This is a genomic window from Streptomyces sp. YGL11-2 (assembly GCF_050054615.1).
In the GTDB taxonomy this organism is placed as follows: Bacteria; Actinomycetota; Actinomycetes; order Streptomycetales; family Streptomycetaceae; genus Streptomyces.
In genome coordinates, this window is sequence record NZ_JBNHIN010000001.1 from 23,604 (window position 1) to 45,546 (window position 21,943).

22 protein-coding genes are annotated in these 21,943 nt (G+C 73.1%); 11 read left to right on the top strand and 11 right to left on the bottom strand.

Annotated elements, in window-relative coordinates:
* Positions 1 to 51: 51 nt before the first annotated feature.
* The 4 genes from ACO1BR_RS00130 (at position 52) to ACO1BR_RS00145 (ending at position 4,194) form a co-directional block, all read left to right on the top strand.
* Positions 52 to 1,479, top strand: a complete 1,428-nt coding sequence (locus ACO1BR_RS00130) for a metallopeptidase TldD-related protein (protein ID WP_426792944.1) — start codon at positions 52 to 54, stop codon at positions 1,477 to 1,479.
* Between the two features lie 161 nt (positions 1,480 to 1,640).
* Complete coding sequence (tyrS, locus tag ACO1BR_RS00135) at positions 1,641 to 3,044, top strand: tyrosine--tRNA ligase (RefSeq protein ID WP_426792945.1); 1,404 nt, start codon at positions 1,641 to 1,643, stop codon at positions 3,042 to 3,044.
* A gap of 344 nt (positions 3,045 to 3,388) precedes the next feature.
* Positions 3,389 to 3,748: a DUF3099 domain-containing protein gene (locus tag ACO1BR_RS00140; protein ID WP_426792946.1), complete on the top strand. Its 360-nt coding sequence runs from the start codon at positions 3,389 to 3,391 to the stop codon at positions 3,746 to 3,748.
* Between the two features lie 209 nt (positions 3,749 to 3,957).
* A complete protein-coding gene (locus ACO1BR_RS00145; protein WP_426792947.1) occupies positions 3,958 to 4,194 on the top strand; it encodes a hypothetical protein in 237 nt (78 codons plus the stop codon).
* On the opposite strand, the gene moaA is transcribed toward ACO1BR_RS00145, so the two are convergent.
* The 3 genes from moaA to ACO1BR_RS00160 all read right to left on the bottom strand — a co-directional run bounded on the left by moaA (position 4,177) and on the right by ACO1BR_RS00160 (position 7,331).
* Positions 4,177 to 5,166 carry a GTP 3',8-cyclase MoaA gene (moaA, locus tag ACO1BR_RS00150; protein ID WP_426792948.1) on the bottom strand — a complete coding sequence of 330 codons (990 nt, stop codon included), beginning with the start codon at positions 5,164 to 5,166 and terminating at the stop codon, positions 4,177 to 4,179. The genes ACO1BR_RS00145 and moaA overlap by 18 nt on opposite strands.
* Positions 5,167 to 5,325: 159 nt before the next feature.
* Positions 5,326 to 6,954 (bottom strand): solute symporter family protein, encoded by a 1,629-nt coding sequence (locus ACO1BR_RS00155; RefSeq protein WP_426792949.1) that lies wholly within the window; start codon positions 6,952 to 6,954, stop codon positions 5,326 to 5,328.
* On the bottom strand, positions 6,951 to 7,331 hold the full coding sequence (locus tag ACO1BR_RS00160) for a DUF485 domain-containing protein (RefSeq protein WP_426792950.1): 381 nt from the start codon (positions 7,329 to 7,331) through the stop codon (positions 6,951 to 6,953). The genes ACO1BR_RS00155 and ACO1BR_RS00160 overlap by 4 nt, the downstream gene beginning before the upstream one ends.
* A 187-nt stretch (positions 7,332 to 7,518) precedes the next feature.
* On the opposite strand from ACO1BR_RS00160, the gene ACO1BR_RS00165 reads away from it, so the two are divergent.
* Positions 7,519 to 7,710 carry a hypothetical protein gene (locus ACO1BR_RS00165; protein ID WP_426792951.1) on the top strand — a complete coding sequence of 64 codons (192 nt, stop codon included), beginning with the start codon at positions 7,519 to 7,521 and terminating at the stop codon, positions 7,708 to 7,710.
* 333 nt (positions 7,711 to 8,043) lie between these two features.
* Here ACO1BR_RS00165 and ACO1BR_RS00170 read toward each other — a convergent pair whose 3' ends face one another.
* The 8 genes from ACO1BR_RS00170 to ACO1BR_RS00205 form a co-directional block, all read right to left on the bottom strand.
* Entirely contained in the window at positions 8,044 to 9,699 is a 1,656-nt protein-coding gene (locus ACO1BR_RS00170) for a TIGR03086 family metal-binding protein (protein ID WP_426792952.1), read from the bottom strand.
* Between the two features lie 37 nt (positions 9,700 to 9,736).
* A complete protein-coding gene (locus ACO1BR_RS00175; RefSeq protein WP_426792953.1) occupies positions 9,737 to 10,492 on the bottom strand; it encodes a lysoplasmalogenase family protein in 756 nt (251 codons plus the stop codon).
* A complete protein-coding gene (locus ACO1BR_RS00180) occupies positions 10,489 to 11,436 on the bottom strand; it encodes a sterol desaturase family protein (protein ID WP_426792954.1) in 948 nt (315 codons plus the stop codon). Before ACO1BR_RS00180 ends, ACO1BR_RS00175 begins: the two co-directional genes overlap by 4 nt.
* Positions 11,437 to 11,562: 126 nt before the next feature.
* Positions 11,563 to 12,861, bottom strand: a complete 1,299-nt coding sequence (locus ACO1BR_RS00185) for an amidohydrolase family protein (protein ID WP_426792955.1) — start codon at positions 12,859 to 12,861, stop codon at positions 11,563 to 11,565.
* Entirely contained in the window at positions 12,858 to 14,180 is a 1,323-nt protein-coding gene (locus tag ACO1BR_RS00190; RefSeq protein ID WP_426792956.1) for an amidohydrolase family protein, read from the bottom strand. The genes ACO1BR_RS00185 and ACO1BR_RS00190 overlap by 4 nt, the downstream gene beginning before the upstream one ends.
* A 9-nt stretch (positions 14,181 to 14,189) precedes the next feature.
* Positions 14,190 to 14,330 carry a hypothetical protein gene (locus ACO1BR_RS00195; protein ID WP_426792957.1) on the bottom strand — a complete coding sequence of 47 codons (141 nt, stop codon included), beginning with the start codon at positions 14,328 to 14,330 and terminating at the stop codon, positions 14,190 to 14,192.
* Between the two features lie 19 nt (positions 14,331 to 14,349).
* Entirely contained in the window at positions 14,350 to 15,243 is an 894-nt protein-coding gene (locus ACO1BR_RS00200) for an SDR family NAD(P)-dependent oxidoreductase (protein ID WP_426792958.1), read from the bottom strand.
* Between the two features lie 13 nt (positions 15,244 to 15,256).
* On the bottom strand, positions 15,257 to 16,057 hold the full coding sequence (locus ACO1BR_RS00205; protein ID WP_426792959.1) for an acetoacetate decarboxylase family protein: 801 nt from the start codon (positions 16,055 to 16,057) through the stop codon (positions 15,257 to 15,259).
* A gap of 126 nt (positions 16,058 to 16,183) precedes the next feature.
* Here ACO1BR_RS00205 and ACO1BR_RS00210 point away from each other — a divergent pair, with 126 nt between their 5' ends.
* The 6 genes from ACO1BR_RS00210 to ACO1BR_RS00235 all read left to right on the top strand — a co-directional run bounded on the left by ACO1BR_RS00210 (position 16,184) and on the right by ACO1BR_RS00235 (position 21,812).
* On the top strand, positions 16,184 to 16,804 hold the full coding sequence (locus ACO1BR_RS00210; protein ID WP_426792960.1) for a TetR/AcrR family transcriptional regulator: 621 nt from the start codon (positions 16,184 to 16,186) through the stop codon (positions 16,802 to 16,804).
* An 83-nt stretch (positions 16,805 to 16,887) separates the two neighbouring features.
* Complete coding sequence (locus ACO1BR_RS00215) at positions 16,888 to 17,925, top strand: DEDDh family exonuclease (RefSeq protein WP_426792961.1); 1,038 nt, start codon at positions 16,888 to 16,890, stop codon at positions 17,923 to 17,925.
* 63 nt (positions 17,926 to 17,988) lie between these two features.
* A complete protein-coding gene (locus ACO1BR_RS00220; RefSeq protein WP_159504504.1) occupies positions 17,989 to 18,222 on the top strand; it encodes a hypothetical protein in 234 nt (77 codons plus the stop codon).
* 85 nt (positions 18,223 to 18,307) lie between these two features.
* Entirely contained in the window at positions 18,308 to 19,237 is a 930-nt protein-coding gene (locus ACO1BR_RS00225; RefSeq protein ID WP_426792962.1) for an SURF1 family protein, read from the top strand.
* Positions 19,238 to 19,267: 30 nt separating this feature from the next.
* Entirely contained in the window at positions 19,268 to 21,052 is a 1,785-nt protein-coding gene (locus ACO1BR_RS00230; RefSeq protein ID WP_426792963.1) for a glycoside hydrolase family 15 protein, read from the top strand.
* 4 nt (positions 21,053 to 21,056) lie between these two features.
* Entirely contained in the window at positions 21,057 to 21,812 is a 756-nt protein-coding gene (locus ACO1BR_RS00235; RefSeq protein ID WP_426792964.1) for an SDR family oxidoreductase, read from the top strand.
* Positions 21,813 to 21,943 lie beyond the last annotated feature (131 nt).

The following is a 21,943-nucleotide window of genomic DNA, read 5'->3' on the forward strand; positions in this document are numbered from 1 at the left end:
GGGTCGTCCCCCGGGCAGGCACAGTCTCAACACGAGCCAGGAGGCGGGTCGATGAGTCCGCGCAGCATCCGCAGCAACCGGCCGTACGAGATCGTCGAGCAGGCGCTGGAGCTGTCCCGTGCCGACGGCTGCGTGGTCATCGCCGACGAGCGCTCCAGCGCCAACCTGCGCTGGGCGGGCAACGCCCTCACCACCAACGGCGTCACCCGCGGCCGGACGCTGACCGTCGTGGCGACCGTGGACGGCGCCCGGGGCACCGCGGCCGGGGTGGTCTCGCGGTCCGCGGTGACCGCGGACGACCTGGAACCGCTGGTACGGGCCGCGGAGGCGGCGGCCCGCGACGCCGGGCCCGCCGAGGACGCGCAGCCGCTGGTCGCCGGCGAGAAGGTGTCCCACGACTTCACCGCCGCACCCGCCGAGACCTCCTCGGACGTCTTCGCGGCCTTCGCGCCGGCCCTCGGGGAGTCCTTCCGGCAGGCCGGCGCCGGCGGCCGGGAACTGTACGGATTCGCCCAGCACGGGGTCGTGTCCTCGTATCTGGGCACCTCCGCCGGGCTGCGGCTGCGGCACGACCAGCCCACCGGGGTACTGGAGCTGAACGCCAAGTCGCCCGACCGCAGCCGCTCCGCGTGGACCGGCCGGGCCACCCGCGACTTCACCGACGTCGACCCGCGGGAGCTGGACGCCGAGCTCGCCCGCCGGCTGGGCTGGGCCGAGCGGCGGATCGAACTGCCCGCCGGCCGCTACGAGACGCTGCTGCCGCCGACCGCCGTCGCCGACCTGCTGATCTACCAGCTGTGGTCGTCCGGGGCCCGGGACGCCGCGGAGGGCCGTACGGTCTTCTCCAAAGCGGGCGACGGGGAGGGCGCCTCGCGCACCCGGGTCGGCGAGCGGCTCTCCGCGCTGCCGCTGACGCTGCGCAGCGACCCGCGGGCCCCCGGGCTGGAGTGCGCACCGTTCGTCCTGGCGCACGCCTCCGGCGACGACGCCTCGGTCTTCGACAACGGGCTGCCGCTGACCGCCACCGACTGGATGCGCGACGGGGTCCTGGACCGGCTGCCGACCACCCGGCACAGCGCCGCGCTCACCGGACTGCCGGTGGCGCCGGTCATCGACAACCTCCTTCTGGAGGGCGGCGGTTCGCGCTCGACGGACGAGATGGTGGCCGCCGCGGGCCAGGAAGGGCCGGCGCTGCTGCTGACCTGCCTCTGGTACATCCGCGAGGTCGACCCGGCCACGCTGCTGCTGACCGGGCTGACCCGGGACGGCGTCTACCTCGTCGAGAACGGCGAGGTCGTCGGCGAGGTCAACAACTTCCGGTTCAACGAGTCGCCGGTCGACCTGCTGTCCCGGGCGGTGGAGGCGGGACGTACCGAGCGGACGCTGTCGCGCGAATGGAGCGACTACTTCCCGCGGGCGGCGATGCCGGCGCTGCGGGTGCCGGACTTCAACATGAGTTCGGTCAGCCGGGGGGTGTGAGCGGCGGGGTGTGCGCCGGTGCCGCCGCCCCACCCACCGCGTCGGCACCGGCGTCCCGGCCGGCCCGCCCAGGGACGGGTGTACGGCCGGGTGGGCGGGACCGGCCTAATAGACTGTCGGCCTGTCCTCCCCTCGGGGAACCACGATCGATCAGGGACGCCATGACACGCCTCGGCGAATCCGTCGCCCGCGCCAGCGCACTGCTCTCCACCGACCTCTCCTCCGACGACACCGTCAAGGAGCTGCTCAAGGAGACCGGCGCGCGGCGCTATCTCGACCTGACGGACCTGCCCGCCAAGGAGCAGGCCGAGCTGATCGCGGCCCGTACGGTCGAGGTGCTGCCGGGCGTGGAGAGGCTGGCCGAGCGCATCGAGGAGCGCCGGACGGCCGGCAAGGGCCTGCACATCAAGCTGGGCATCGACCCGACGGCGACCGATGTGCACCTGGGGCACGCCGTACCGCTGATCATCCTGAGCCGCTTCCAGCGCCTCGGCCACGACGTCACGCTGATCATCGGCGACTTCACCGCGAAGATCGGCGACCCGTCGGGCCGTACGGCCGAACGGCCGCCGCTGACCGACGCGGACATCGCGCACAACCTCGCCACGTACCGCGAACAGGTGCGCCCCTTCTTCGACTTCGAAAAGGTCAGCTTCCGGCAGAACAGCGAGTGGCTGGCGCCGTACACCTTCCCGGAGCTGCTGGCGCTGCTCGCGCAGGTGCCGGCCTCGCAGCTGCTGCAGCGCGAGGACTTCCGCAACCGCCTCGCGGCCGGCTCCGGTCTGACCATGACCGAGCTCCTCTACCCCATCGCCCAGGGCCTGGACTCGGTGGCGCTGGAGTGCGACGTGGAGCTGGGCGGCTCCGACCAGCTGCTCAACCTCCAGATGGGCCGCAAGCTGATGGAGCTGCGCGGGCAGCGACCGCAGCTGGTGGTGACCATGCCGCTGATCGAGGGCACGGACGGCACCGGAGCCAAGATGTCCAAGTCCAAGGGGAATTACGTCGGTCTGAGCGCGCCGGCCGACGATGTCTTCGGCAAGATCATGTCGGTGCCGGACCGGCTGATGGAGCCGTACCTCAAGGCGTGGACGGAGTGGACCGACGCGGAGATCGCGCTCGTCCTGGGCCGCGTCTCGGAGCGGTCGCTGCACCCGATGGACCTCAAGAAGATCCTCGCCGGCGAGGTCGTGACGGCGCTGTACGGGCTGGACGCGGCGATGGCGGCGCGGGCCGGGTTCGTGGCGCAGTTCTCCAAGAAGTCGTTCGCGGATGTGGAGTCACTGCCGGTCGTGGACGCCGCCGAGCACGGTGCGTCGACGGTGGCCGCGGTGCTGACGACCGTCCTGGAGTTCACGGCCAGCGCCTCGGCGGCGCGCCGGCTGGCGAAGCAGAACGCGCTGCGACTGGTGGTCGAGGGCGCGGACGGCCAGTCGACGGTGGTCCTCGCCGAGGCGGACGCGGTGCGCCCGCTGTCCGAGGTCCTGACGGAGAAGCTGTCCGACACGGAGGGCACCGCGTACCTCAAGGCCGGCCGCAAGCTGGCCCAAATCGCCGGCCGCTAGGGCTTCGCGGCGGCGGGGGCCCGTCTCGCCCTCCATCGGTGGGGGCGGGCCCGTTTCGCCCACCGTCAGTGGGTGGGGAGGCGGAGGGGCTGCACCGGAATACTCCCCCAGCCTCCGGACGGGAGGTGCCCCCACCCACCGGACCGCAACCGAGGCCACGCCCGCCTCCACCGCACGGAAACCGGCGACGCGGGAGGGGGACGGAGAGCACTACGGCATCCGCGGGACGCCCCCGTACGCCAACGACGCGACCCGGTCTCGTAGGGCGGGAGGCGGCGGCGTACCGTGGGAACTGACCGGAAAGTGGGGAGAATCCGGCACGACAGAGCAGGTGGTGGAACGTGATGCGGAAGCACAGCAACGTCGAAGCCTTCCGGATCACGGGGGCTCGCCAGGGGCTGTCCGAGGACGTGCGGGGGCGGCAGCGGCGGTATGTGATCTCGATGGCCGTACGGACGGTGGCCGTCGTGCTCACCGCCGTGCTGTGGAACGTCGAGCGGCCCGTTGCCATTGCGACGCTGGTGCTCGGCATAGGGCTTCCGTACATCGCGGTCGTGATCGCCAACGCCGGGCGGGAGAACGTCCCTTCGCTGCCGTCGACGTTCGTGAAGCCGGCCCGGCGGATGCTGACCTCCGGGCCGGCGGAACCGGTTGCGGAACGGCCGGCGCGCGAGCCCTCGGAGCCCGATGGGGAGCGCGGCTGAGAACCCCCGCGTCTGCAAAGCTCAAGAAAAGCTCAGATCAATCATGCGGTTCCAGTGCACCGCATGCCATCCCCCGTGACATACTGCGTACGCGCTCCGCATCCCCCGTCGGAGCGACGGACCGACGCCGGGCGGCTCCCCCCGTGGCTGCCCGGCGTCGTCATGTCCGAAGGATCATGAGCGCGGGTGCGCGACGTAGGGTTGAGGGCGTGAACTCCCCGAACGTTTCCGAGAATGTCACCATCTGCTCCGCCAAGGGCTGCCGCGCGGACGCGGTGTGGGTGCTGGCGTGGAACAACCCGAAGCTGCACACGCCGGACCGGCGCAAGACCTGGTTGGCCTGCGACGAGCACCGGGAGCATCTCTCGCAGTTCCTGGCCATGCGCGGGTTCTTGAAGGACGTGGTGGCGCTGGAGGAGTGGGAGCGGTCAGCCGCCGATGGCTGACATGGGGCGCTCGGGCTGGAGGAAAGCGGGGTCGTCGAGGCCGGAGCCGGCCTTCTTGCCCCACATCGCCACCTTCCAGATGCGGGCGATCTCCGCGTCGGGGGCGCCGGAGCGCAGGGCCGCGCGCAGGTCCGTCTCCTCGGTGGCGAAGAGGCAGGTGCGGACCTGACCGTCGGCGGTCAGCCGGGTGCGGTCGCAGGCGCGGCAGAACGGGCGGGTCACCGAGGCGATGACGCCGACGCGGTGCGATCCGCCGTCGACGGTCCAGCGCTCGGCGGGGGCGGAGCCGCGCTCGTCCTGGTCCTCGGGGGTGAGGGTGAAGCGGGTGCGCAGCGAGGCGAGGATGTCACCGGCGGTGATCATGCCGTCGCGCTTCCAGCCGTGCTGGGCGTCCAGCGGCATCTGCTCGATGAAGCGGAGCTCGTAGTCATGGGCGATGGCCCAGGCCAGGAGGTCGGGGGCCTCGTCGTCGTTGAGGCCGGGCATCAGGACGGCGTTGACCTTCACCGGGGCGAGGCCGGCGGCGCGGGCCGCCTCTAGGCCGCCCAGCACGTCGGCGTGGCGCTTGCGGCGGGTCATGGTCTGGAAGACGTCGGGCCGGAGGGTGTCGAGGGAGACGTTGACGCGGTCCAGGCCGGCGTCGCGCAGGGCGGTGGCGGTGCGCTGGAGACCTATGCCGTTGGTGGTCAGCGACATCCGGGGCCGGGGGGCGAGCGCGGCGACCCGCTCGACGATGCCGACCAGGCCGGGGCGGAGCAGCGGCTCACCGCCGGTGAAGCGGACCTCCTCGACGCCGAGGTCGCGCACCGCGATGCCGATGAGGCGGACGATCTCGTCGTCGGTCAGCAGGTCGGGCTTGGCGAGCCACTGCAGGCCCTCTTCGGGCATGCAGTAGGTGCACCGCAGATTGCAGCGGTCGGTGAGCGAGACGCGCAGGTCGGTGGCCACGCGGCCGTACGTGTCGATGAGCACTGGGCCCCCTCCCCGAAGGTGTGGATCGGCATGTGGATCAGTACGTCTTCGAGACTACGCGATGGGCCCGACACTGAGGAGGCGTGAGAAGCACGAGGTGGGCGGGGTGACGTCGTAGATCTCTACGATGCCACCCCGCCCGGGTGCTGTAGGGATGGCTCAGTGGGCTCCGGTGCCGGTCAGCGAGCGGACCTCCAGTTCGGCGTACTTGGCGGCGTCCGGCTCCTCCCGGGAGAGGAGGGAGCCCAGCCAGCCGAGGGCGAAGCCCAGCGGGATGGAGATCAGGCCGGGGTTCTCCAGGGGGAAGAACGCGAAGTGGGCGGTGGGGAACATCGACGCCTCCTTGCCGGAGACGACGGGTGAGAAGAGGACGAGGAGGACGGACGAGAGCAGCCCCCCGTAGATGGACCAGAGGGCGCCCTGGGTGGTGAAGCGCTTCCAGAAGAGGCTGTAGAGGAGGGTCGGGAGGTTGGCGGAGGCGGCGACCGCGAAGGCGAGCGCCACCAGGCCGGCGACGTTCAGGCTGCGGGCGAAGACGCCGAGGACGATGGCGACGGCGCCGATGCCGACGGTCGCCCAGCGGGCCGCGGCGACCTCTTCCTTCTCGGTGGCCTGCCCTTTGCGCAGGACGTTGATGTAGAGGTCGTGGGCGAAGGAGGAGGACGAGGCGAGGGTGAGGCCGGCGACCACCGCGAGGATGGTGGCGAAGGCGACGGCGGAGATGACGGCGAGCAGGATCGCGCCGCCGGTGGAGCCCGCGCCGCCGCCGATCTCCTGGGCGAGCAGCGGGGCCGCGGTGTTGCCCGCCTTGTTGGAGGCGGTGATGGTGGCGGGCTTGATGAGGGCGGCGGCGCCGAAGCCGAGCGCGATGGTCATCAGGTAGAAGACGCCGATGATGCCGATCGCCCAGTTCACCGACGTACGGGCGGCCTTGGCGGTGGGGACCGTGTAGAAGCGGATGAGGATGTGCGGCAGGCCGGCGGTGCCCAGGACCAGGGCGAGGCCGAGCGAGATGAAGTCGATCTTGGACGTGGCGGTGGCGCCGTACTTGAGGCCGGGCTCCAGGAAGGCGGAGCCCTTGCCGCTGTTCTCGGCGGCGGCGCCGAGCAGGGTGGAGAGGTTGAAGTGGAACTTCAGCGCCACCAGGAAGGTGATCAGCAGGGTGCCGGCGATCAGCAGGACGGCCTTGACCATCTGGACCCAGGTGGTGCCCTTCATGCCGCCGATGCCGACGTAGAGGATCATCACGATGCCGACGAGGACGACGACCAGGATCTTGCCGGCCTCGCTGGTGATACCCAGGAGCAGGGTGACCAGGGCGCCGGCGCCGGCCATCTGGGCGAGCAGGTAGAAGATCGAGACGACGATGGTGGAGGTGCCGGCGGCGGTCCGGACCGGGCGTTGGCGCATCCGGTAGGCGAGGACGTCGCCCATGGTGAACCGGCCGGAGTTGCGCAGCGGTTCGGCGACCAGGAGGAGCGCGACGAGCCAGGCGACGAGGAAGCCGATGGAGTAGAGGAAGCCGTCGTAGCCGAAGAGGGCGATGGCGCCGGCGATGCCGAGGAAGGACGCGGCGGACATGTAGTCGCCGGAGATGGCCAGGCCGTTCTGGAATCCGCTGAACTGCCGCCCGCCGGCGTAGAAGTCCTCCGCCCCCTTGGTCTGCCGGCCGGCCCAGACGGTGATGCCCAGGGTGGCGGCGACGAAGACCGCGAAGAGGGTGACGATCAGGGTGCGGTGCTCGCCGGCGCCGCCGGCGGCGAGCGGGAGTTGCTGGGCGAGGATCATGCGCCGGCCTCCTGCACATCGGCGTCCCGGTGGGGCACGGTGTCTTCCAGGCCGGACCTGATGGCCTCGGCCCGCGGGTCGAGGTGGGCGGCGGCGTGCCGGGAGTACCACCAGGCGATCAGGAAGGTGGTGGCGAACTGGGCGATGCCGAGGACGAAGGCGACGTTGAGGTGGCCCAGGACCCTGGTGGCCATGAGGCCGCCCGCGTAGCTCGACAGCAGCACGTAGACCAGGTACCAGAGGACGAAGGCGAGGGTGAGCGGGAAGGCGAACGAGCGGTGCGCGCGCCGGAGTTCGGTGAACTCGGGGCTCGACTGCACCTGACGGTAGTCGGGCGGGTCATGCTGTCCGGGGTTGGCGGACGGGGTGGTGATCACGCAGTCTCCTGAGGCTCGGCGAGCTGGTGCCACGGGCGGCAATAAGGCCCGCATAAGTGACATAGATCACGCATCGTAGAGGTGGTGACTACGGAGCGACAGAGGATGGATGGTTGAATTCCCGAAGAAATCGGGGGAATGGGCGCACCGGCCGCCACCGCACGGGTGGCGCTTCGTTGAGCCGGGCATGACTCCGCCGCCTCCGCAGGACCCGCCGCGACCCGGTCCCCGCCGGCGCCCGTACGGCAGCGTCCGGCTGCCCGGGCCGATCACCCTCGCGCCGTCGCTGCCGCGTCCGGTGGCGGACGCCCGGCGCTGGTACGGCCGGCGGATCGCCCTGCCGCCGCTGAGCCTGAGCACCCTGCGCCGCCCCGAATGACCTTCTCCGGCAGTATGCCTGACGGTACGTCAATTCAGCTGGGTTGATGCGCCTCCCCGCGTTCCCTCGCCGGTGGCCGGTGCGGGACGAGGTCGTCGCGCGTCCCGCGTCCGCCGGTGCGCAGCGCCGCGTACGTGCGGTTTCGCGGAGGGGTGGAGCACCCGGCAAGGGCGTGGTCGATGTCCACTGCAAGGACGACGCCGGTCAGGTCGCCGTCGTTGACGCGGCCGGCCGCACCATCGGTCCGGGGACCCGCTGGGACGTGGGCGGGAGTGGCCTCCCGGCCCGTGTGGCGCGCCGGGAGGGCCGACCCCGCGTCGCGTGGCGGCGCGGTCAGTCCGGGAGCCGTCCCAGGTACGCGGCCAGACGGTCCGCGGCGGTGGCGCCGGGCGGGGCGGGGCGCTCCGGGGCGATCGAGCTGCCCTCGGTGCGCGGTGCCGCCCCGTAGATCAGGCGGGCCGCCTCCAGGACCTCGGCGGCGACCTCCGGCGCCAGATCGGTCGGGGCGCCGACCGACCGCGCCAAGTCCCAGCCATGGGCGAGGAGTTCGACGGTGACCTGCTGGACGAGCAGCCCGCCCGGCGCCTCGTACGGGCCGAAGGTGCGGTGCAGCATCCCGCTGCCGGTGAAGACGGCGAGGGCGGTGCGCGCGGACTCCTCGAAGGCGGCGATGTGACCGTCGGGGCCGTCGCCGAGATGGTCGGCGGTGTGGTCGCCGCGCGGTGCCCCGGCGGCGATCGAGGTGGCCATCAGATTTTCCCACACCATGTGGTTCAGCAGTTCCCGTACGGTCCAGCCCGCGCACGGGGTCGGTAGCCGGAGGTCGTCCGGCCGGACGGCGGCGACCAGGGCACCGACGTCGCGGGCCACCTGCGCGTACCCGGCGAGCACCCGTTCCGGGTCGGTGTCCGCGAGGCGCTCGATCGCGGAGCGGTCCAGCTCACTCGGGGTGCGGTGGGCGCGCAGCGCGGCGGCGGTCCAGGTGCCGGCGGTGCCCCAACGGGGCGGCGCGGGGCGGCCGGTGGCCGTGCAGAGCAGCTGCCAGTAGCGCTCGACGAGGGGTTCGGCGACGGTCTCCAGCTGCTCCAGCAGGCGGGTGCGGGCGGCCGGGCCGTCCGCGGCCGGCGGGTCGGGGGTGGCGGCCTGGGTGGGGATCCAGGCGGCGATCAGCTCGGCGAGGGCAGGCTCGGCGGCCGGGGAGTCCGGGGCGATGCCGGCGGCGACGGCGGCTTCGGCGCGGGTGCGCATCAGCTCGGCGACGCGGACGGCGGCCTCGGTCGCCGCGGCCGGATCCGCCGAGACCGGATCCGCCAGGGCCGGATCTCCCGCGTCCGCCGCACCGGCCGGCTGCGCGGGGGCGCTACGGGCGCTGAACTCGGCCAGCCGGCGCAGCGCGGCGCCCAGTTCCGGGTCGCGGACCAGGGCGGCCAACTCCACCCAGGCGTCGAGCTGTTCGGGCGTGGGGTCCTCGGGCGGGTCGGGGGTGGCGGCCAGCAGGCCGCTGCGGTAGGCGGGGGCGGCCACCCCGTCCAGGGCGTCCTCGACGACGTCGGCGACGATCCGGCGGCGCTCCTCGGCCGACAGGCGGGCGAGTCGGGTCATCTGCGGCAGCTCCTCTGCTGCGGTGCCCCGCGCGGCCACCGTGCGCAGGACGGAGCGCTGCAGCCGCAGGGTGCGGATCTGCGCGTCCAGTGCGTCCGCCCAGCGCTCCGCCGTGTCGCCGAGCGACCTCTCGCGGTGCAGGACGGCGCGGATCGCCGCCGTGCCGATGCCCAGTTCGCGCAGGCTGCGCACGATCTCCAGGCGGGCCGGGGCGTCCGGTCCGTACAGCCGGTAGCCCGCGGGGGTGCGGGCGGCGGGCGGCAGCAGGTCCTGGTCCGACCAGTTCCGGATGGTCTTGACCGAGACGCCGGTCAGGCGCGACAGCGCGCCGATGGAGAGCAGGCCGGTGCCGTCCTCGTACATGCCCTCCACTTTCGGGTCTCCCACGGGGGGAGACGCAAACGGCGCCGCCGGCCGGGGCGGTTCACGCCTCCCGGACGGCCTCACGGTACGCCGGGGACGGGTGTGCGTCCGCGGCCGGGTGGTCCGGTCCGCCGGCCGCCGCCAGCACGCCGGCGGCCAGGGCGACCTGGGACGCCGTATAGGTGACCATGATCCAGAACTGTGGGGCGGGCAGCTGCGGCCAGTGCGCGATACCGCTTGCGATCAGGGTGTCGGAGAGCAGGAAGAGCAGTCCGCCGGCCGCGGCCCGCGGGCCCGCCCGCAGCGCGCCGCAGGCCATCGCGGTGAGCAGCAGGCTGTATCCGGCGACCGGGACGCGGAGTGCGGCCGGCAGGTCCGGCCACAGCAGCGCGACGGTGGCGACCAGGGCGACCGCGTAGGCCGCCGCTGCCGCCACCGGCAGGGAACGGCGGCCTGCCGGGCGCCTGCCGTGCCGGGCGAACAGCAGCAGGTAGCAGACGTGTCCGGCGGCGAACGAGCCCATCCCGACGAGGAAGGCGGTGCCGCCGCCGATCTGGAGGAAGGTGTCGCCGCCGCAGCCGAGCAGCAGCGCGCCGGCCAGCAGCGGCGGCCCGCCGCGGAGCAGGACGTGGGCGGCGAGCAGCGGCATCAGGGCGGGCTTGGTGAGGTGGACGGCGGTGCCGGCGAGGGCGGCGGCGGTGCTGCCGGGCGCGGCGGCGGCCTGCGCCACGAGGGCGAGGAGGTGGGCGGCGGCCAGGACGGCGAAGACGGCCAGCACGATCCGCGCGGCCCGGGGCCGGGGCGCGGGTGCCCTCACGCGGCGGGCTCCCCGACGGTGGGCTCCGCCACGGCGGCCCCCTCCCCGGCGTCCGGCGCACCGGACTGCCGCTCGCCCTGTGAACTCCGGCTTTCCTTGAGGGCGTTGAGGACCGCGGCCGGCTGCCAGCCCGGCCCCCGGAACACCCGTCCGGCGCGCTCGCTCCAGCTGTCCGCGGCCCGGATGTCGCGGGCGATGGCGGCGTACTCGTGGGTGGCCACCCGCAGCGGGTTGAAGGTGTCGATGTTCTTGGTGAGGCCGTACACCGGCCGCTCGGTCTCGGCGACGAACGAGCCGAACATCCGGTCCCACACGATCAGGATCCCGCCGAAGTTGCGGTCCAGATAGCCGCCTTGCGAGGCGTGGTGGACGCGGTGGTGCGAGGGCGTGTTGAACAGGAACTCGACGGGCCGGGGCAGGGTGCCGATGCGCTCGGTGTGCACCCAGAACTGGTAGACGAGGTTGGCGCCGGAGGTGAAGGCGATCGCGGCCGGGTGCACGCCGAGCGCGACCAGCGGCACGTAGAACGGCCAGACGGTCCAGGTCGTCCAGGGCTGCCGCAGGGCGGTGGTGAGGTTGAACTTCCTGCTGGAGTGGTGCACCACGTGGCAGGCCCACAGGATGCGGATGACGTGATGGCCGCGGTGCGACCAGTAGTAGAAGAAGTCCTGGGCGAGCAGCATCAGGGGCAGCGTCCACCACAGGACGGGTATCCGCAGCGGCGTGAGCTCGTAGACCGCGGCGTAGATCGCCACGATCGGGATCTTCCACAGCGCGTCGAAGACCAGGCTGCCCAGCCCCATGCCGACGCTGGTGGCGGCGTCCTTCGCCGCGTACCCCTCCGCGTCCTCGTCGGGATGCAGGCGGTAGCTCACCATCTCGACGACGGTGAGCAGGACGAAGGCGGGCACGGACCACAACACGACATCGGGCAGGTGCGGCATGCCCCGCACCATAAGTGCGGTGACGGGGCCACCGCTAGGGGTTGTTACCGAGAAGTATGTAAGACGCGCTGTCAGCTTCTCGGCGGGGGCGTACCGCCGGTAGCCCCCGCTGGGCGGCGGGTGCGTTCACCACACCCGCAGTGCGGCCCCCTCCGCGAAGGCCGGGCTGGTCGCGTCGGCCGGCGGCTCCTTCAGGGGTTCGGCGATCTCCTCGACGGTGGGTCCGACACGGGCCGCCACGGGGGCCAGGGCGGCGAGGTCGAAACCGTAGACCCGGGCCGCGTTGGCGCCGGTCATGGCGGCGACCTCGGCGGGCGGCAGACCGGCGTAGGCGGCGCGCAGGGCCTGCCGGGAGTACGGGTGGGTGCCTTCGTCGTGGGGGAAGTCGCTGCCCCACATGATCTTGTCCAGGCCGATGCGGTCGCGCAGCGGGACTTCGTGGGGGCGCATGAAGCTGGCGCCCACGTAGCAGTTGGCCTGCCAGACCTCACCGGGGCTCGCGCCCATCGCGTCGGCCAGCCCCGCCCCGAACCGGGACTCCGCGGTGGTGGCGCGGGCCGCGGAGGCGACCAGCCGGCCATGGTAGTAGTCCAGCATGTCCAGGACACCCGGGATCCAGCCGGAGCCCTGCTCCGTGAGGACGAGGGTGAGGTCCGGGTGGCGCCGGAAGGCACCGCCGAAGACGAGGTGCCACAGGGCGCGGTGGGAGAACCAGGTGGTCTCCACCATGAAGACCGCGCGGGCGGCGGGCTCGTCGCCCAGGGGCGGGGAGGCCGAGCCGCCGTGGTGGTTGACCGGGACGCCGAGTTCCGCGCAGACGGCCCAGAGGGGGTCGTAGACCGGGGAGTGGAGTTCGGGAAGGCCGGAGCCGGGTGGCGTGCCGGGCAGCAGGATGCCGCCGGTGAGGCCGGCCTCCCTGGCTCGGCGGACCTCCCGCACCGCCTCGTCGACATCGTTGAGGAGGATCTGGGCGACGCCCGCCCGGCGCCCGGGGGCCTGTGCGCAGAAGTCCGCGAGCCAGCGGTTGTGGGCGCGCAGGCCGGCCCAGCGCAGCGCGAGTTCCTCGCCGGTGGGCGCCGGCGCCATCAGGGAGGCGCTGGGGAAGAACGGCGGGATGGTGTTGGGGAAGACGACCTCGCCGACGATGCCGTCGGCCTCCAGGTCGGCCAGCCGCCGGGCGGAGTTCCAGTTGCGGTCGGCGGTGTCGGCGAGCAGGTCCTCGTGCGGGTTGACGTACGTGGCGGCCCAGGCGTCGAACTCCTCGTGGTACCGGGACGGGAGGTACGGCCGGTAGTCGAGGAGGTCGGCGCCCGCGTGGCAGTCGGCGGAGATGACGGTGTAGCGGGCGCCGGGTGCCGTGAGGGGGTCGCTGTGGGCGGTGGGGGATGCCGAGGTGCGGTCACCGTCGGGGGGTGCTTCCGTCATGAGGTCACTCCTGTGTACGGGAAGTCGTGGCCGGTCAGCCAGTGGCGGCCGGTCTCGCGGGCGCGCTGCCAGGACGCCGCCACCGGTCCCTGGTCGGCGGGCTGGCCCAGGTCCGCCGGGGTGGGGCCGATCCGCCGCGCCAGGGTGGCGAGCGCGGCACGGTCGAAGCCGAAGACGTCGGCGGCGGACTCGCCGAGCATCCGTCGGGTCTCGGCTACCGGGATGTCGTGGAAGGTGTTGGCCAGCCACTCCCGGGTCCGCGGCCAGGTGCCTTCGGGGTGCGGGTAGTCACTGCCCCAGAGGATGTTGTCGACGCCGATCTCGTAACGCTGGGCCAGTTCGCGGCGCTTGGTGTTGGTGGCGCAGACGAAGACGTTGCGGTCCAGGTACTCGTGCGGCGGGCGCTTCAGTTCGGCGAAGGGGGAGAGCTTCTTGCCGCCGTGCGCGCCCAGGTAGAGCCGGTCCATGAACCACAGGAGGTTCGGCAGCCACCAGCAGCCCGACTCGGCGATGCCGAAGCGGAGCCCGGGATGGCGTTCGAAGACGCCCGACCAGAGCAGGAACCACAGCGGGCGGGCCGGCCACCAGGTGACCTCGCTGACGAAGATGCCCAGGTGGTCGCCGTATTCCTCGCGCGGCGCGGCGCCGGAGTGGGTGAGGACCGGCATCCCGGTCTCGGCCGCGGCGGCCCACACCGGGTCGTAACGCCGGTCGTGGTACGGGGCGTTGCCGCCCCACATGGCGGGGATCATCAGCGCGCCGAGGCCGGCGTTCCGGGCCCGGTGGATCTCGTCGACCGCCGCGTCGATGTCGCCGGTGACGGGCAGCAGGGCGACGCCGCAGTGCCGTTCCGGGTCGGTGGCGCAGAACTCCGCGAGCCAGCGGTTGTGGGCCCGGGCGCCGGCCATGCCGAGCTCCGGGTCCTGGTCGCCGGAGAGGCCGAGGCCGACGCCGAAGGGGGCGGCGGTCGAGCTGTCCACGGCGTCGGCGTCCGGGAAAACGACCTCGGCCGCGACCCCGTCGCCGTCCAGTTCCTTGGCCCGCCGCGCCGGGTCCCAACCGCCGCGCAGCCCTTCCTCGTTGTCCTCGAACCACTTGGCGGCGAAGGTCTCGTTGCGGACGCCGAGCCGGGTCATCGCGGCGCGCCGGGCGTCCCGGCCGGCCAGGAACTCGTCGAAGGGGCGGTGGAAGCGGGGGTCCAGATAGGGGCGGTACTCCTCGGTGGGCAGCCCGGCGTGGCAGTCGGAGGAGATGACCAGGTACGGGTCCTGGTGGTGTGGGTGCGGGTGCGGGTCGGTGTCGTGGGTCAGGTCGGTCATGCCGTTCCCTCACTCGTCGGTCGAGTCGGTCGCGCCACGCATGTCACTCGCGTCGATCACGTCACTCGCGTCGGTCGCGACACGCATGTCACTCGCGTCGGTTCTGTCGGTTCTGCCGTTCGTGTTGTTCGTGTTGTTCGTGTTGTTCATGTCAGTCGCGTCGTTCGCGTCAGTCGCGTCGGTCGAGGACGAAGCGTTCGAGATACGACGGGTCGGCGCGGTCGAGCATCGACCGCGCCCGCGCCCGGATCTGCGCGTCGGTGTGCTCGGCGGCCGGCAGCATCCAGAAGCGGCCGGCCCGGACGCCGTCCACGACCTGCTCGGCGACGTCCTCGACCGGCGTGAACGACACCTCCTGCCCGGCCTCCTCCATGGCCGCCTCCCACTCCGCGAGGCTGCGGTAAGGCGTCCTGCGCGGGCGGGACTTGGCGTAGCGCGCGGGCCGGTTGCGGTGCGACTCCCACAGCCCGGTGCGGAGCATGTGCGGCCCGGGGAAGAGCACCGAGGCGCCGATGGGGGCACCCTCGGCCTTCAGGTGCGCGTACAGCGACTCGGTGAGCGTCACCACGGCCGCCTTGGTGACGGCGTAGACGGAGGCGGTGGGCAGCGGGGCGACACCGCCGTCCGTGGAGGAGGTGTTGACGACGTGGCCGGGTTCGCCGGACGCCAGCATCCGCGGCAGGAAGCACTGGACGCCGTGGAAGACGCCCCAGACGTTCACCGCGAACGCCCACTGCCAGTCGGCGGGGTCGTGCTGCCACATCCGGCCCTCGGCGCCGGAGCCCACCCCCGCGTTGTTGCACAGCACATGGACGGCGCCGAAGGTCTCGTACGCGGCGGCGGCCAGCTCCTCGACGTCCTCCCGCACACCGACGTCCGCGGTGCGCGCCAGGAGTTCGGCGCCGTCCGCGCTCAGCTCGTCGGCGGTGGCGCGCAGCGGCGCCTCCTCGACGTCGGCGAGGACGACCTTGAGGCCCTCGGCGGCGAAGCGGCGCGCCATGGCCCGGCCGATCCCGCTCGCGGCGCCGGTGACCACCGCCACCTGTCCGGTCCGCAGCTCCATCAGGCACCGCCCTTCACCGGACGCTGCCTTCCGGCGGCCCGTCGAGGGTCTGCATCGGGTCGTCGTAGCGCTGGTGGATGTACGGCAACAGGGCCCGGCCGTCGACCCGTTCGGCGACGGTGCCGCTCTGGTCGGTGGTCTTCTCGCCGAGGGTGATCCCGACGAGGGTGTGCACCGGCAGGTCGGCGACCGGGTCGTACATCGACTCCCGCAGGACCACGTCGCCGGTGACGCGCTCCAGCCTGCGGACCTTCTCGTGGCGTCGGCAGTGCACCAGTACGGGGTCGGCGTCAAATCCCGAACCGTCCACGGCCGGCAGGAACTTGAAGTAGAAGTCGGTCCGGTACTCCGGCTCGGGGAGGGGCAGCGTGCCGCCGACCGCGCCGCGCACCTCGACGAAGGCGATGCCGTGCCGGGCCAGGGCGGCGCGGACGACCAGGCCGTCGCGCTCCACGGTGACCTCGCCGAGCTTCTTGGGTTCGCCGAAGACCTCACGGCCGCCGGTCAGGGCCCGTTCGTGGGTCATCGGCATGACCAGCGGATACCAACCCTCGGTGCCGTTGTGGACGGCCGCGACGGCGACCGAGCCGGCGCCCAGCGGATAGCCGGGCAGGTCGACGGTGCTGATGGTGGCCCGGACCAGTGGGCGGGCGGTGGGCTTGAGCGGGGGCGGCAGCACCGCCGCGACCGCGTCCGGGTCGGTCTCCCAGAGGGCCACCACTCCGGTGGACCAGATGTCGGGGAGCTTGGTGCCGGCGGCGCGGGTCGCGGCGATCTCCGCCTCGGTGCGCGCTCCGTAGCGTATGCGTGCCATGTCGTACCACCCTTCGTCATCCGGGACTCGCGGGGGTCGTTCGAGGCTCCTGTAACACAGTTACACCGTGCCCGATGAAGGGTAAAGAGCCGTGCAGCAGCCGGAGTTGGGAGATAGTGGGGGGCTATGACACGTACCGCGCTGACCGGTGAGGAAGTCCTTCGGACCGCCGCCCGGCTGATCCGGGCACACGGTCCCGAGGCCCTGACGATGCGCCGGCTCGCCGCGGAACTGGGCACCGCCGTCACCTCCATCTACTGGCACGTCGGCAACCGCGAGTCCCTGCTGGACGCCCTGGTGGAGCGCACCGTGCAGGAGATGGGCGAGATCCGGCCGACCGGGAGCACTCCCCAGGCGCGCGTCGTCTCGGTCGCCCGCGCGCTGCACACCGCGCTGCGCGAGCGCCCCCAGCTGATCGCGATGGTGCACGAACGCGGCCTGACGGAGCGGATGTTCCTGCCCGCGCAGCAGGCGCTGGTCCATGAGATGCACGCCGCCGGGCTGCGCGGCGAGCGGGCCGCCGAGGCGGTACGCGCCGTCCAGTTCCAGGTCGTGGGCTTCGTCCTGGTCGAGCGCAACCGCGAGCGGTCGCCCGCGCAGCACCCGAGCGAGGGCGAACTGTGGGACTCCCCCACCGCCGGGCACGATCCGGCGCTGGCCCGCGCGCTGGCCGCGCCGGCCGACGCCGGACATCTCTTCCGGGTGTCCCTGGAGGCGCTGGTGGCGTCGCTGCTCGGCCCGGCGTAGCGGCGTTCCCCGGCCGCGCGTGGCCGGTGGGCGCCGCACGGCGGTTCGGTGGCTGTCAGTGGCGGCCCGTATCCTCAGTGACCATGCTCGAAGACCGCATGGCAGCAGCTCCCCCGATCGCGCCGAAGATCGGGCAGCAGCCGGGCCCGCAGACGCCGCCGGCCGACTGGCCGTCCGGGTATCCCCAGGGGTACGCGGTGGTCGACGTGGAGACCACCGGCCTGGCCCGCGACGACCGCATCATCTCCGCCGCCGTGTACCAACTCGACGCACAGGGCGCGTTCCAGGACTCCTGGTACACCCTCGTCAACCCGCAGCGCGACCCCGGCCCGGTCTGGATCCACGGTCTGACGAGCGAGGTGCTGGACGGCGCGCCGCTGTTCCCGGACGTCGTCCCCGAGCTGTCCCGCCGCCTCGCCGACCGGGTGCTGGTCGCGCACAACGCCATGTTCGACTGGTCGATGATCGCCCGGGAGTACGCCCGCGCCGCGGCGACCGCCCCGGTGCGCCAGCGGCTGTGCACCATCGCCCTCTCCAAGGAGCTGGGCCTGCCGCTGCCCAACCACAAACTGGAGTCCCTCGCCGCCCATTACGGCGTCGTGCAGGAACGCGCCCACCACGCCCTGGACGACGCCCGGGTGCTGGCCGAGGCGTTCCGCCCCAGCCTGCGCCGGGCCGCCCGGCAGAATCTGCGGCTCCCGCTGCTGACCTGCCAGCCGCTCACGGAGTGGTCGGACTCCCCCGCGCCCCGGCAGCGGGCCGCCGGGTCCGCGTACCGTCCCACCTCCTGGCGCCCCTCCCGCAAGCGGCCGGCCTGCCCGTATCCCAACCCGGGGCACTACGAGCCGGGCGGCCGGCTCGTCCAGGGCATGCGGGTCGCGTTCTCCGGCGACACGTCCGTGGACCGCGAACTGCTGGAGGACCGCGCCATCGAGGCCGGGCTGCACGTGGCGACGAGCGTGTCCCGGCTGACCAGCCTGCTGGTGACCAACGACCCGGAAGCCCGGACCTCCAAGACCGCCAAGGCCGCCGCGTACGGCACGGCCGTCGTCGACGAGGCGGCCTTCATGCAGCTGCTCCAGGACGTCGAGCCGGCGGGAGGGGCGCCTGCGTCCGGGTGAAGCCCGGCCAACACACCCGCCGGCACCTCGCCCCGTGCGGGCCCCCACCGCACGCTGTGGCGCATGGCACGTTGTGAGGTCTGCGGAAACGACTACGGCATGACGTTCGAGGTGCACGCGCAGGGCGCGGTGCACGTCTTCGACTGCTTCTCCTGCGCGATCCACCGCATGGCGCCGATCTGCGAGCACTGCCGGGTGCAGATCATCGGGCAGGGCGTGGAGGCCGAGGGGCAGTGGTACTGCGGTGCGCACTGCGCCCGCTCGGCGGGACGGGTGGGCATCGTCGACCGGGTCTGACCGGGGCCCGGCGGCCCCTCGCCCCCGCCGCGGTGGGGGACCCCCGGCCCCGGTGTCCCGAGGTCCGCGAGGTACCGTCGCAGCCGTGTACCGCTTCCTGTTGACCCGGCAGTGGGTGATCCTCACCCTCGTGGGCCTCGTCCTGATCCCGGTCATGATCAAACTGGGCTTCTGGCAGTTCCATCGCCATCAGCACAAGGTGGCGCAGAACACCCAGATCGCCGACAACCTGGCCGCCACGCCAGTGCCGGTCACCGGCCTGGCCGCCGTCGGCCGGGACCTGCCGCACGGCGACATGTGGCGCCGGGTCACCGCCACCGGCAGCTACGACACCGCGCACGAGGTCGTCGTGCGCCAGCGCACCGCCGCCGACGAGCAGACCATCGGCTACTACGTCCTGACCCCGCTGGTCCTCGGCAACGGCGACGCCGTCCTGGTCAACCGCGGCTGGATCTCGGCGGGCAACGACCTCACCAAGTTCCCCGACGTCCCGGCCGCGCCGAAGGGCACGGTCACCGTCACCGGCCGGTTGATGGCCGACGAGACCACTGCCTTCAGCGGCATCAAGGACACCAAGGGCCTGCCGCCCCGCCAGGTCATGCTGATCAACAGCAGGCAGCAGGCACAGCGGGTGGGCCGCCCCCTGCTCGGCGGCTACATCGAGCAGACCGCGCCCAGGTCGCCGGGGAACAGCCCCGAGCTGGTGCCCGAACCGGACCATGACTCCATCGGCCCGCACATGGCGTACGCGATCCAGTGGTGGCTGTTCGCGGCGGCGGTACCGGTCGGCTGGATCGTCCTGGTGCGCCGGGAGCGCCGCGACCGGCGGGAAGCCGCGGCCAAGGCGGCGCAGGGCGCCGCGGAGGGTGCGGCGGCGGCCGGCGACGGGGCGGCGCCGGCGGACCCCGGGCGGTCTGCGCGATCCGCCGGATCCGGAGAGACTGAGGCGGCCGGCGACGCTGCGCCGCCGGCCCCGGCAGAACCCGTAGCCCGGACGGCCGCCACCCCCGAGTAGCGCTCCCGCCGGGCGGGAAGGGGGCGCGGAGTGCACCCACGCATCGAGGACTACGCGCTCATCGGCGATCTCCAGACCGCCGCGCTCGTCGGCCGCGACGGCTCCATCGACTGGCTGTGCCTGCCCCGCTTCGACTCCCCCGCCTGCTTCGCCGCGCTCCTCGGCGGCACGGACAACGGCCACTGGCGGCTCGCCCCGCATTCCCCCGAGGCCCGCGCGCGGCGCTCGTACCGCGGTGACTCGCTCCTCCTCGACACCGTCTGGGAGACCCCCACCGGCAGCGTCCGGGTCACCGACTTCATGCCGCAGCGCGACCGGATGCCCGACGTCGTGCGGATCGTCGAGGGGCTGCACGGCAGCGTCGCGATGCGCGGGGTGCTGCGGCTGCGGTTCGACTACGGGCGGGTGGTGCCCTGGATGCGCGCCGCCGAGGGCTCCCGGGTCGCGATCGCCGGGCCGGACTCCGTGTGGCTGCGCACCCCGGCGGGCGGCCGGACCTACGGCAAGGATTTCAGCACCTGCTCGGATTTCACCGTCGCGGCGGGCGAGCGCGCCGCGTTCGTCCTCACCTGGCACCCCTCGCACGAGCCCCGCCCGAACCTGATCGACCCCTTCCAGGCGCTGGAGGACACCCTGGAGGACTGGGGCGACTGGTCCGCGCGCTGCCGCTACACCGGTCCGTACCGCGCCGCCGTGATCCGCTCCCTGATCACCCTCAAGGCGCTCACCTACGCGCCCACCGGCGGCATCGTCGCGGCCCCCACCACCTCGCTCCCCGAAGAGCCGGGCGGGGTACGCAACTGGGACTACCGCTTCTGCTGGCTGCGCGACGCCAGCCTGACCCTGAACTCCCTGATTTCCGCCGGGTATCTGGACGAGGCGGGCGCCTGGCGGGACTGGCTGCTGCGCGCGGTGGCCGGCGCCCCCGCCGACCTCCAGATCATGTACGGGCTGGGCGGGGAACGGCGGCTGCCGGAGGCCGAGGTGCCGTGGCTGTCCGGGTACGCCGACTCGCGTCCGGTGCGGATCGGCAACGCCGCCGTCGAGCAGCGGCAGCTCGACGTCTACGGCGAGGTGATCGACTCGTTCCACGTGGCCCGGATGGCGGGGCTGCCGGCCGAGGCGCACGCCTGGAGCATCCAGCGGGCGCTGGTCGACTACCTGGCGTCCACCTGGCGCGACCCCGACGAGGGGATCTGGGAGATCCGCGGCCCGCGCCGGCACTTCGTGTACTCCAAGGTCATGGCCTGGGTCGCGGCCGACCGCGCCGTGCGGGCGATCGAGGCCGACCCGAAACTCGGCGGGGACGTCGACCGCTGGCGGGCGATGCGCGACGAGGTGCACCGGGAGGTCTGCGAACGGGGCTACGACGCCGAGCGCGGCGCCTTCACCCAGCACTACGGCTCGGCGGAACTGGACGCCGCGACGCTGCTGATCCCCCGCGTCGGCTTCCTCCCGGGCGACGACCCCCGGGTGCGCTCCACCGTCGACACGGTGCGCCGCGAGCTGACGACCGGCGGTCTGGTACGCCGTTACAGCACCACGGACGGCTCCGTCGACGGGCTGCCGGGCGGCGAGGGGACGTTCGTGGTCTGCTCGTTCTGGCTCGCCGACGCGCTCCAGCTGACCGGCCGCCACAAGGAGGCCCGGCAGCTGTTCGAACGGCTGCTGGCGCTGCGCAACGACGTGGGGCTGCTCTCCGAGGAGTACGACCCGGTCGCCGGGCGCCAACTGGGCAACTTTCCCCAGGCGTTCAGCCATATCGGCCTGGTGGGCACCGCGTTCGGGCTGCTCGGCGCGCCGGGTGCAGACTAGGGCCATGGATCTTGGACTCACCGACCGGACATATCTCGTCACCGGAGCGACCCGCGGCCTCGGCTTCGCCACCGCCCGCGCGCTGGTCGCCGACGGCGCCCACGTCGTCGTCACCGGACGCACCGAGGAGAGCGCCGCCAAGGCCGCCGCCGCCCTGGGCGACCGGGCGCTCGGCGTCGCCGCCGACAACGCCGACCCGGAATCCGCCGCCCGCCTGGTGTCGGCCGCCCGCGAGCGCTTCGGCCGGCTGGACGGCGTGCTCATCAGTGTGGGCGGCCCGGCCCCCGGAACGACCGCCGACAACACCGACGAACAGTGGCGGACGGCCTTCGAATCGGTCTTCCTCGGCGCGGTACGGCTCGCCCGCGAGGCCGCCGCGGTGCTCGACGAGGGCGGCGTCATCGGCTTCGTCCTCTCCGGCTCCGTCCACGAGCCGATCCCCGGGCTCACCATCTCCAACGGCCTGCGCCCCGGCCTCGCCGGCTTCGCCAAGTCCCTCGCCGACGAGCTGGGCCCGCGCGGCATCCGGGTGCTCGGCGTCCTCCCCGGGCGGATCGCCACCGACCGCATGACCCAGCTCGACTCCCTCTCCGGCGACCCCGAGGGCACCCGCGCCCGCAACTCCGCCACCATCCCCCTGGGCCGTTACGGCCGCCCCGAGGAGTTCGGCCGCGCCGCCGCGTTCCTGCTGTCGCCGGCCGCCTCGTACATCACCGGGGTGATGGTCCCGGTGGACGGGGGCGCGCGCCACGGCTTCTGAGCAGGGCGCCGCGGACGGGCCCGGGGCCTGCCGACGGGTCGGGGCCGGACGGGCCGCGGCGCCGGACGCGGTGCGGCTCGGCCTCCGGTGACCGTCCGGAGAGGCGAGGCGGAGCGCACGGCACGGGAGCG

What these genes read in the sequence shown, in the direction of transcription:
- ACO1BR_RS00215 (WP_426792961.1), top strand. Translation starts at nt 16,888, where the DNA reads ATGCTCGAAGACCGCATGGCAGCAGCTCCCCCGATCGCGCCGAAGATC.
- ACO1BR_RS00185 (WP_426792955.1), bottom strand. Translation starts at nt 12,861, where the DNA reads ATGACGGAAGCACCCCCCGACGGTGACCGCACCTCGGCATCCCCCACC.
- ACO1BR_RS00200 (WP_426792958.1), bottom strand. Translation starts at nt 15,243, where the DNA reads ATGGAGCTGCGGACCGGACAGGTGGCGGTGGTCACCGGCGCCGCGAGC.
- tyrS (WP_426792945.1), top strand. Translation starts at nt 1,641, where the DNA reads ATGACACGCCTCGGCGAATCCGTCGCCCGCGCCAGCGCACTGCTCTCC.
- ACO1BR_RS00155 (WP_426792949.1), bottom strand. Translation starts at nt 6,954, where the DNA reads ATGATCCTCGCCCAGCAACTCCCGCTCGCCGCCGGCGGCGCCGGCGAG.
- ACO1BR_RS00190 (WP_426792956.1), bottom strand. Translation starts at nt 14,180, where the DNA reads ATGACCGACCTGACCCACGACACCGACCCGCACCCGCACCCACACCAC.
- ACO1BR_RS00205 (WP_426792959.1), bottom strand. Translation starts at nt 16,057, where the DNA reads ATGGCACGCATACGCTACGGAGCGCGCACCGAGGCGGAGATCGCCGCG.
- ACO1BR_RS00130 (WP_426792944.1), top strand. Translation starts at nt 52, where the DNA reads ATGAGTCCGCGCAGCATCCGCAGCAACCGGCCGTACGAGATCGTCGAG.
- ACO1BR_RS00220 (WP_159504504.1), top strand. Translation starts at nt 17,989, where the DNA reads ATGGCACGTTGTGAGGTCTGCGGAAACGACTACGGCATGACGTTCGAG.
- ACO1BR_RS00210 (WP_426792960.1), top strand. Translation starts at nt 16,184, where the DNA reads ATGACACGTACCGCGCTGACCGGTGAGGAAGTCCTTCGGACCGCCGCC.
- ACO1BR_RS00140 (WP_426792946.1), top strand. Translation starts at nt 3,389, where the DNA reads ATGCGGAAGCACAGCAACGTCGAAGCCTTCCGGATCACGGGGGCTCGC.
- ACO1BR_RS00195 (WP_426792957.1), bottom strand. Translation starts at nt 14,330, where the DNA reads ATGAACAACACGAACAACACGAACAACACGAACGGCAGAACCGACAGA.
- ACO1BR_RS00165 (WP_426792951.1), top strand. Translation starts at nt 7,519, where the DNA reads ATGACTCCGCCGCCTCCGCAGGACCCGCCGCGACCCGGTCCCCGCCGG.
- ACO1BR_RS00180 (WP_426792954.1), bottom strand. Translation starts at nt 11,436, where the DNA reads ATGCCGCACCTGCCCGATGTCGTGTTGTGGTCCGTGCCCGCCTTCGTC.
- ACO1BR_RS00235 (WP_426792964.1), top strand. Translation starts at nt 21,057, where the DNA reads ATGGATCTTGGACTCACCGACCGGACATATCTCGTCACCGGAGCGACC.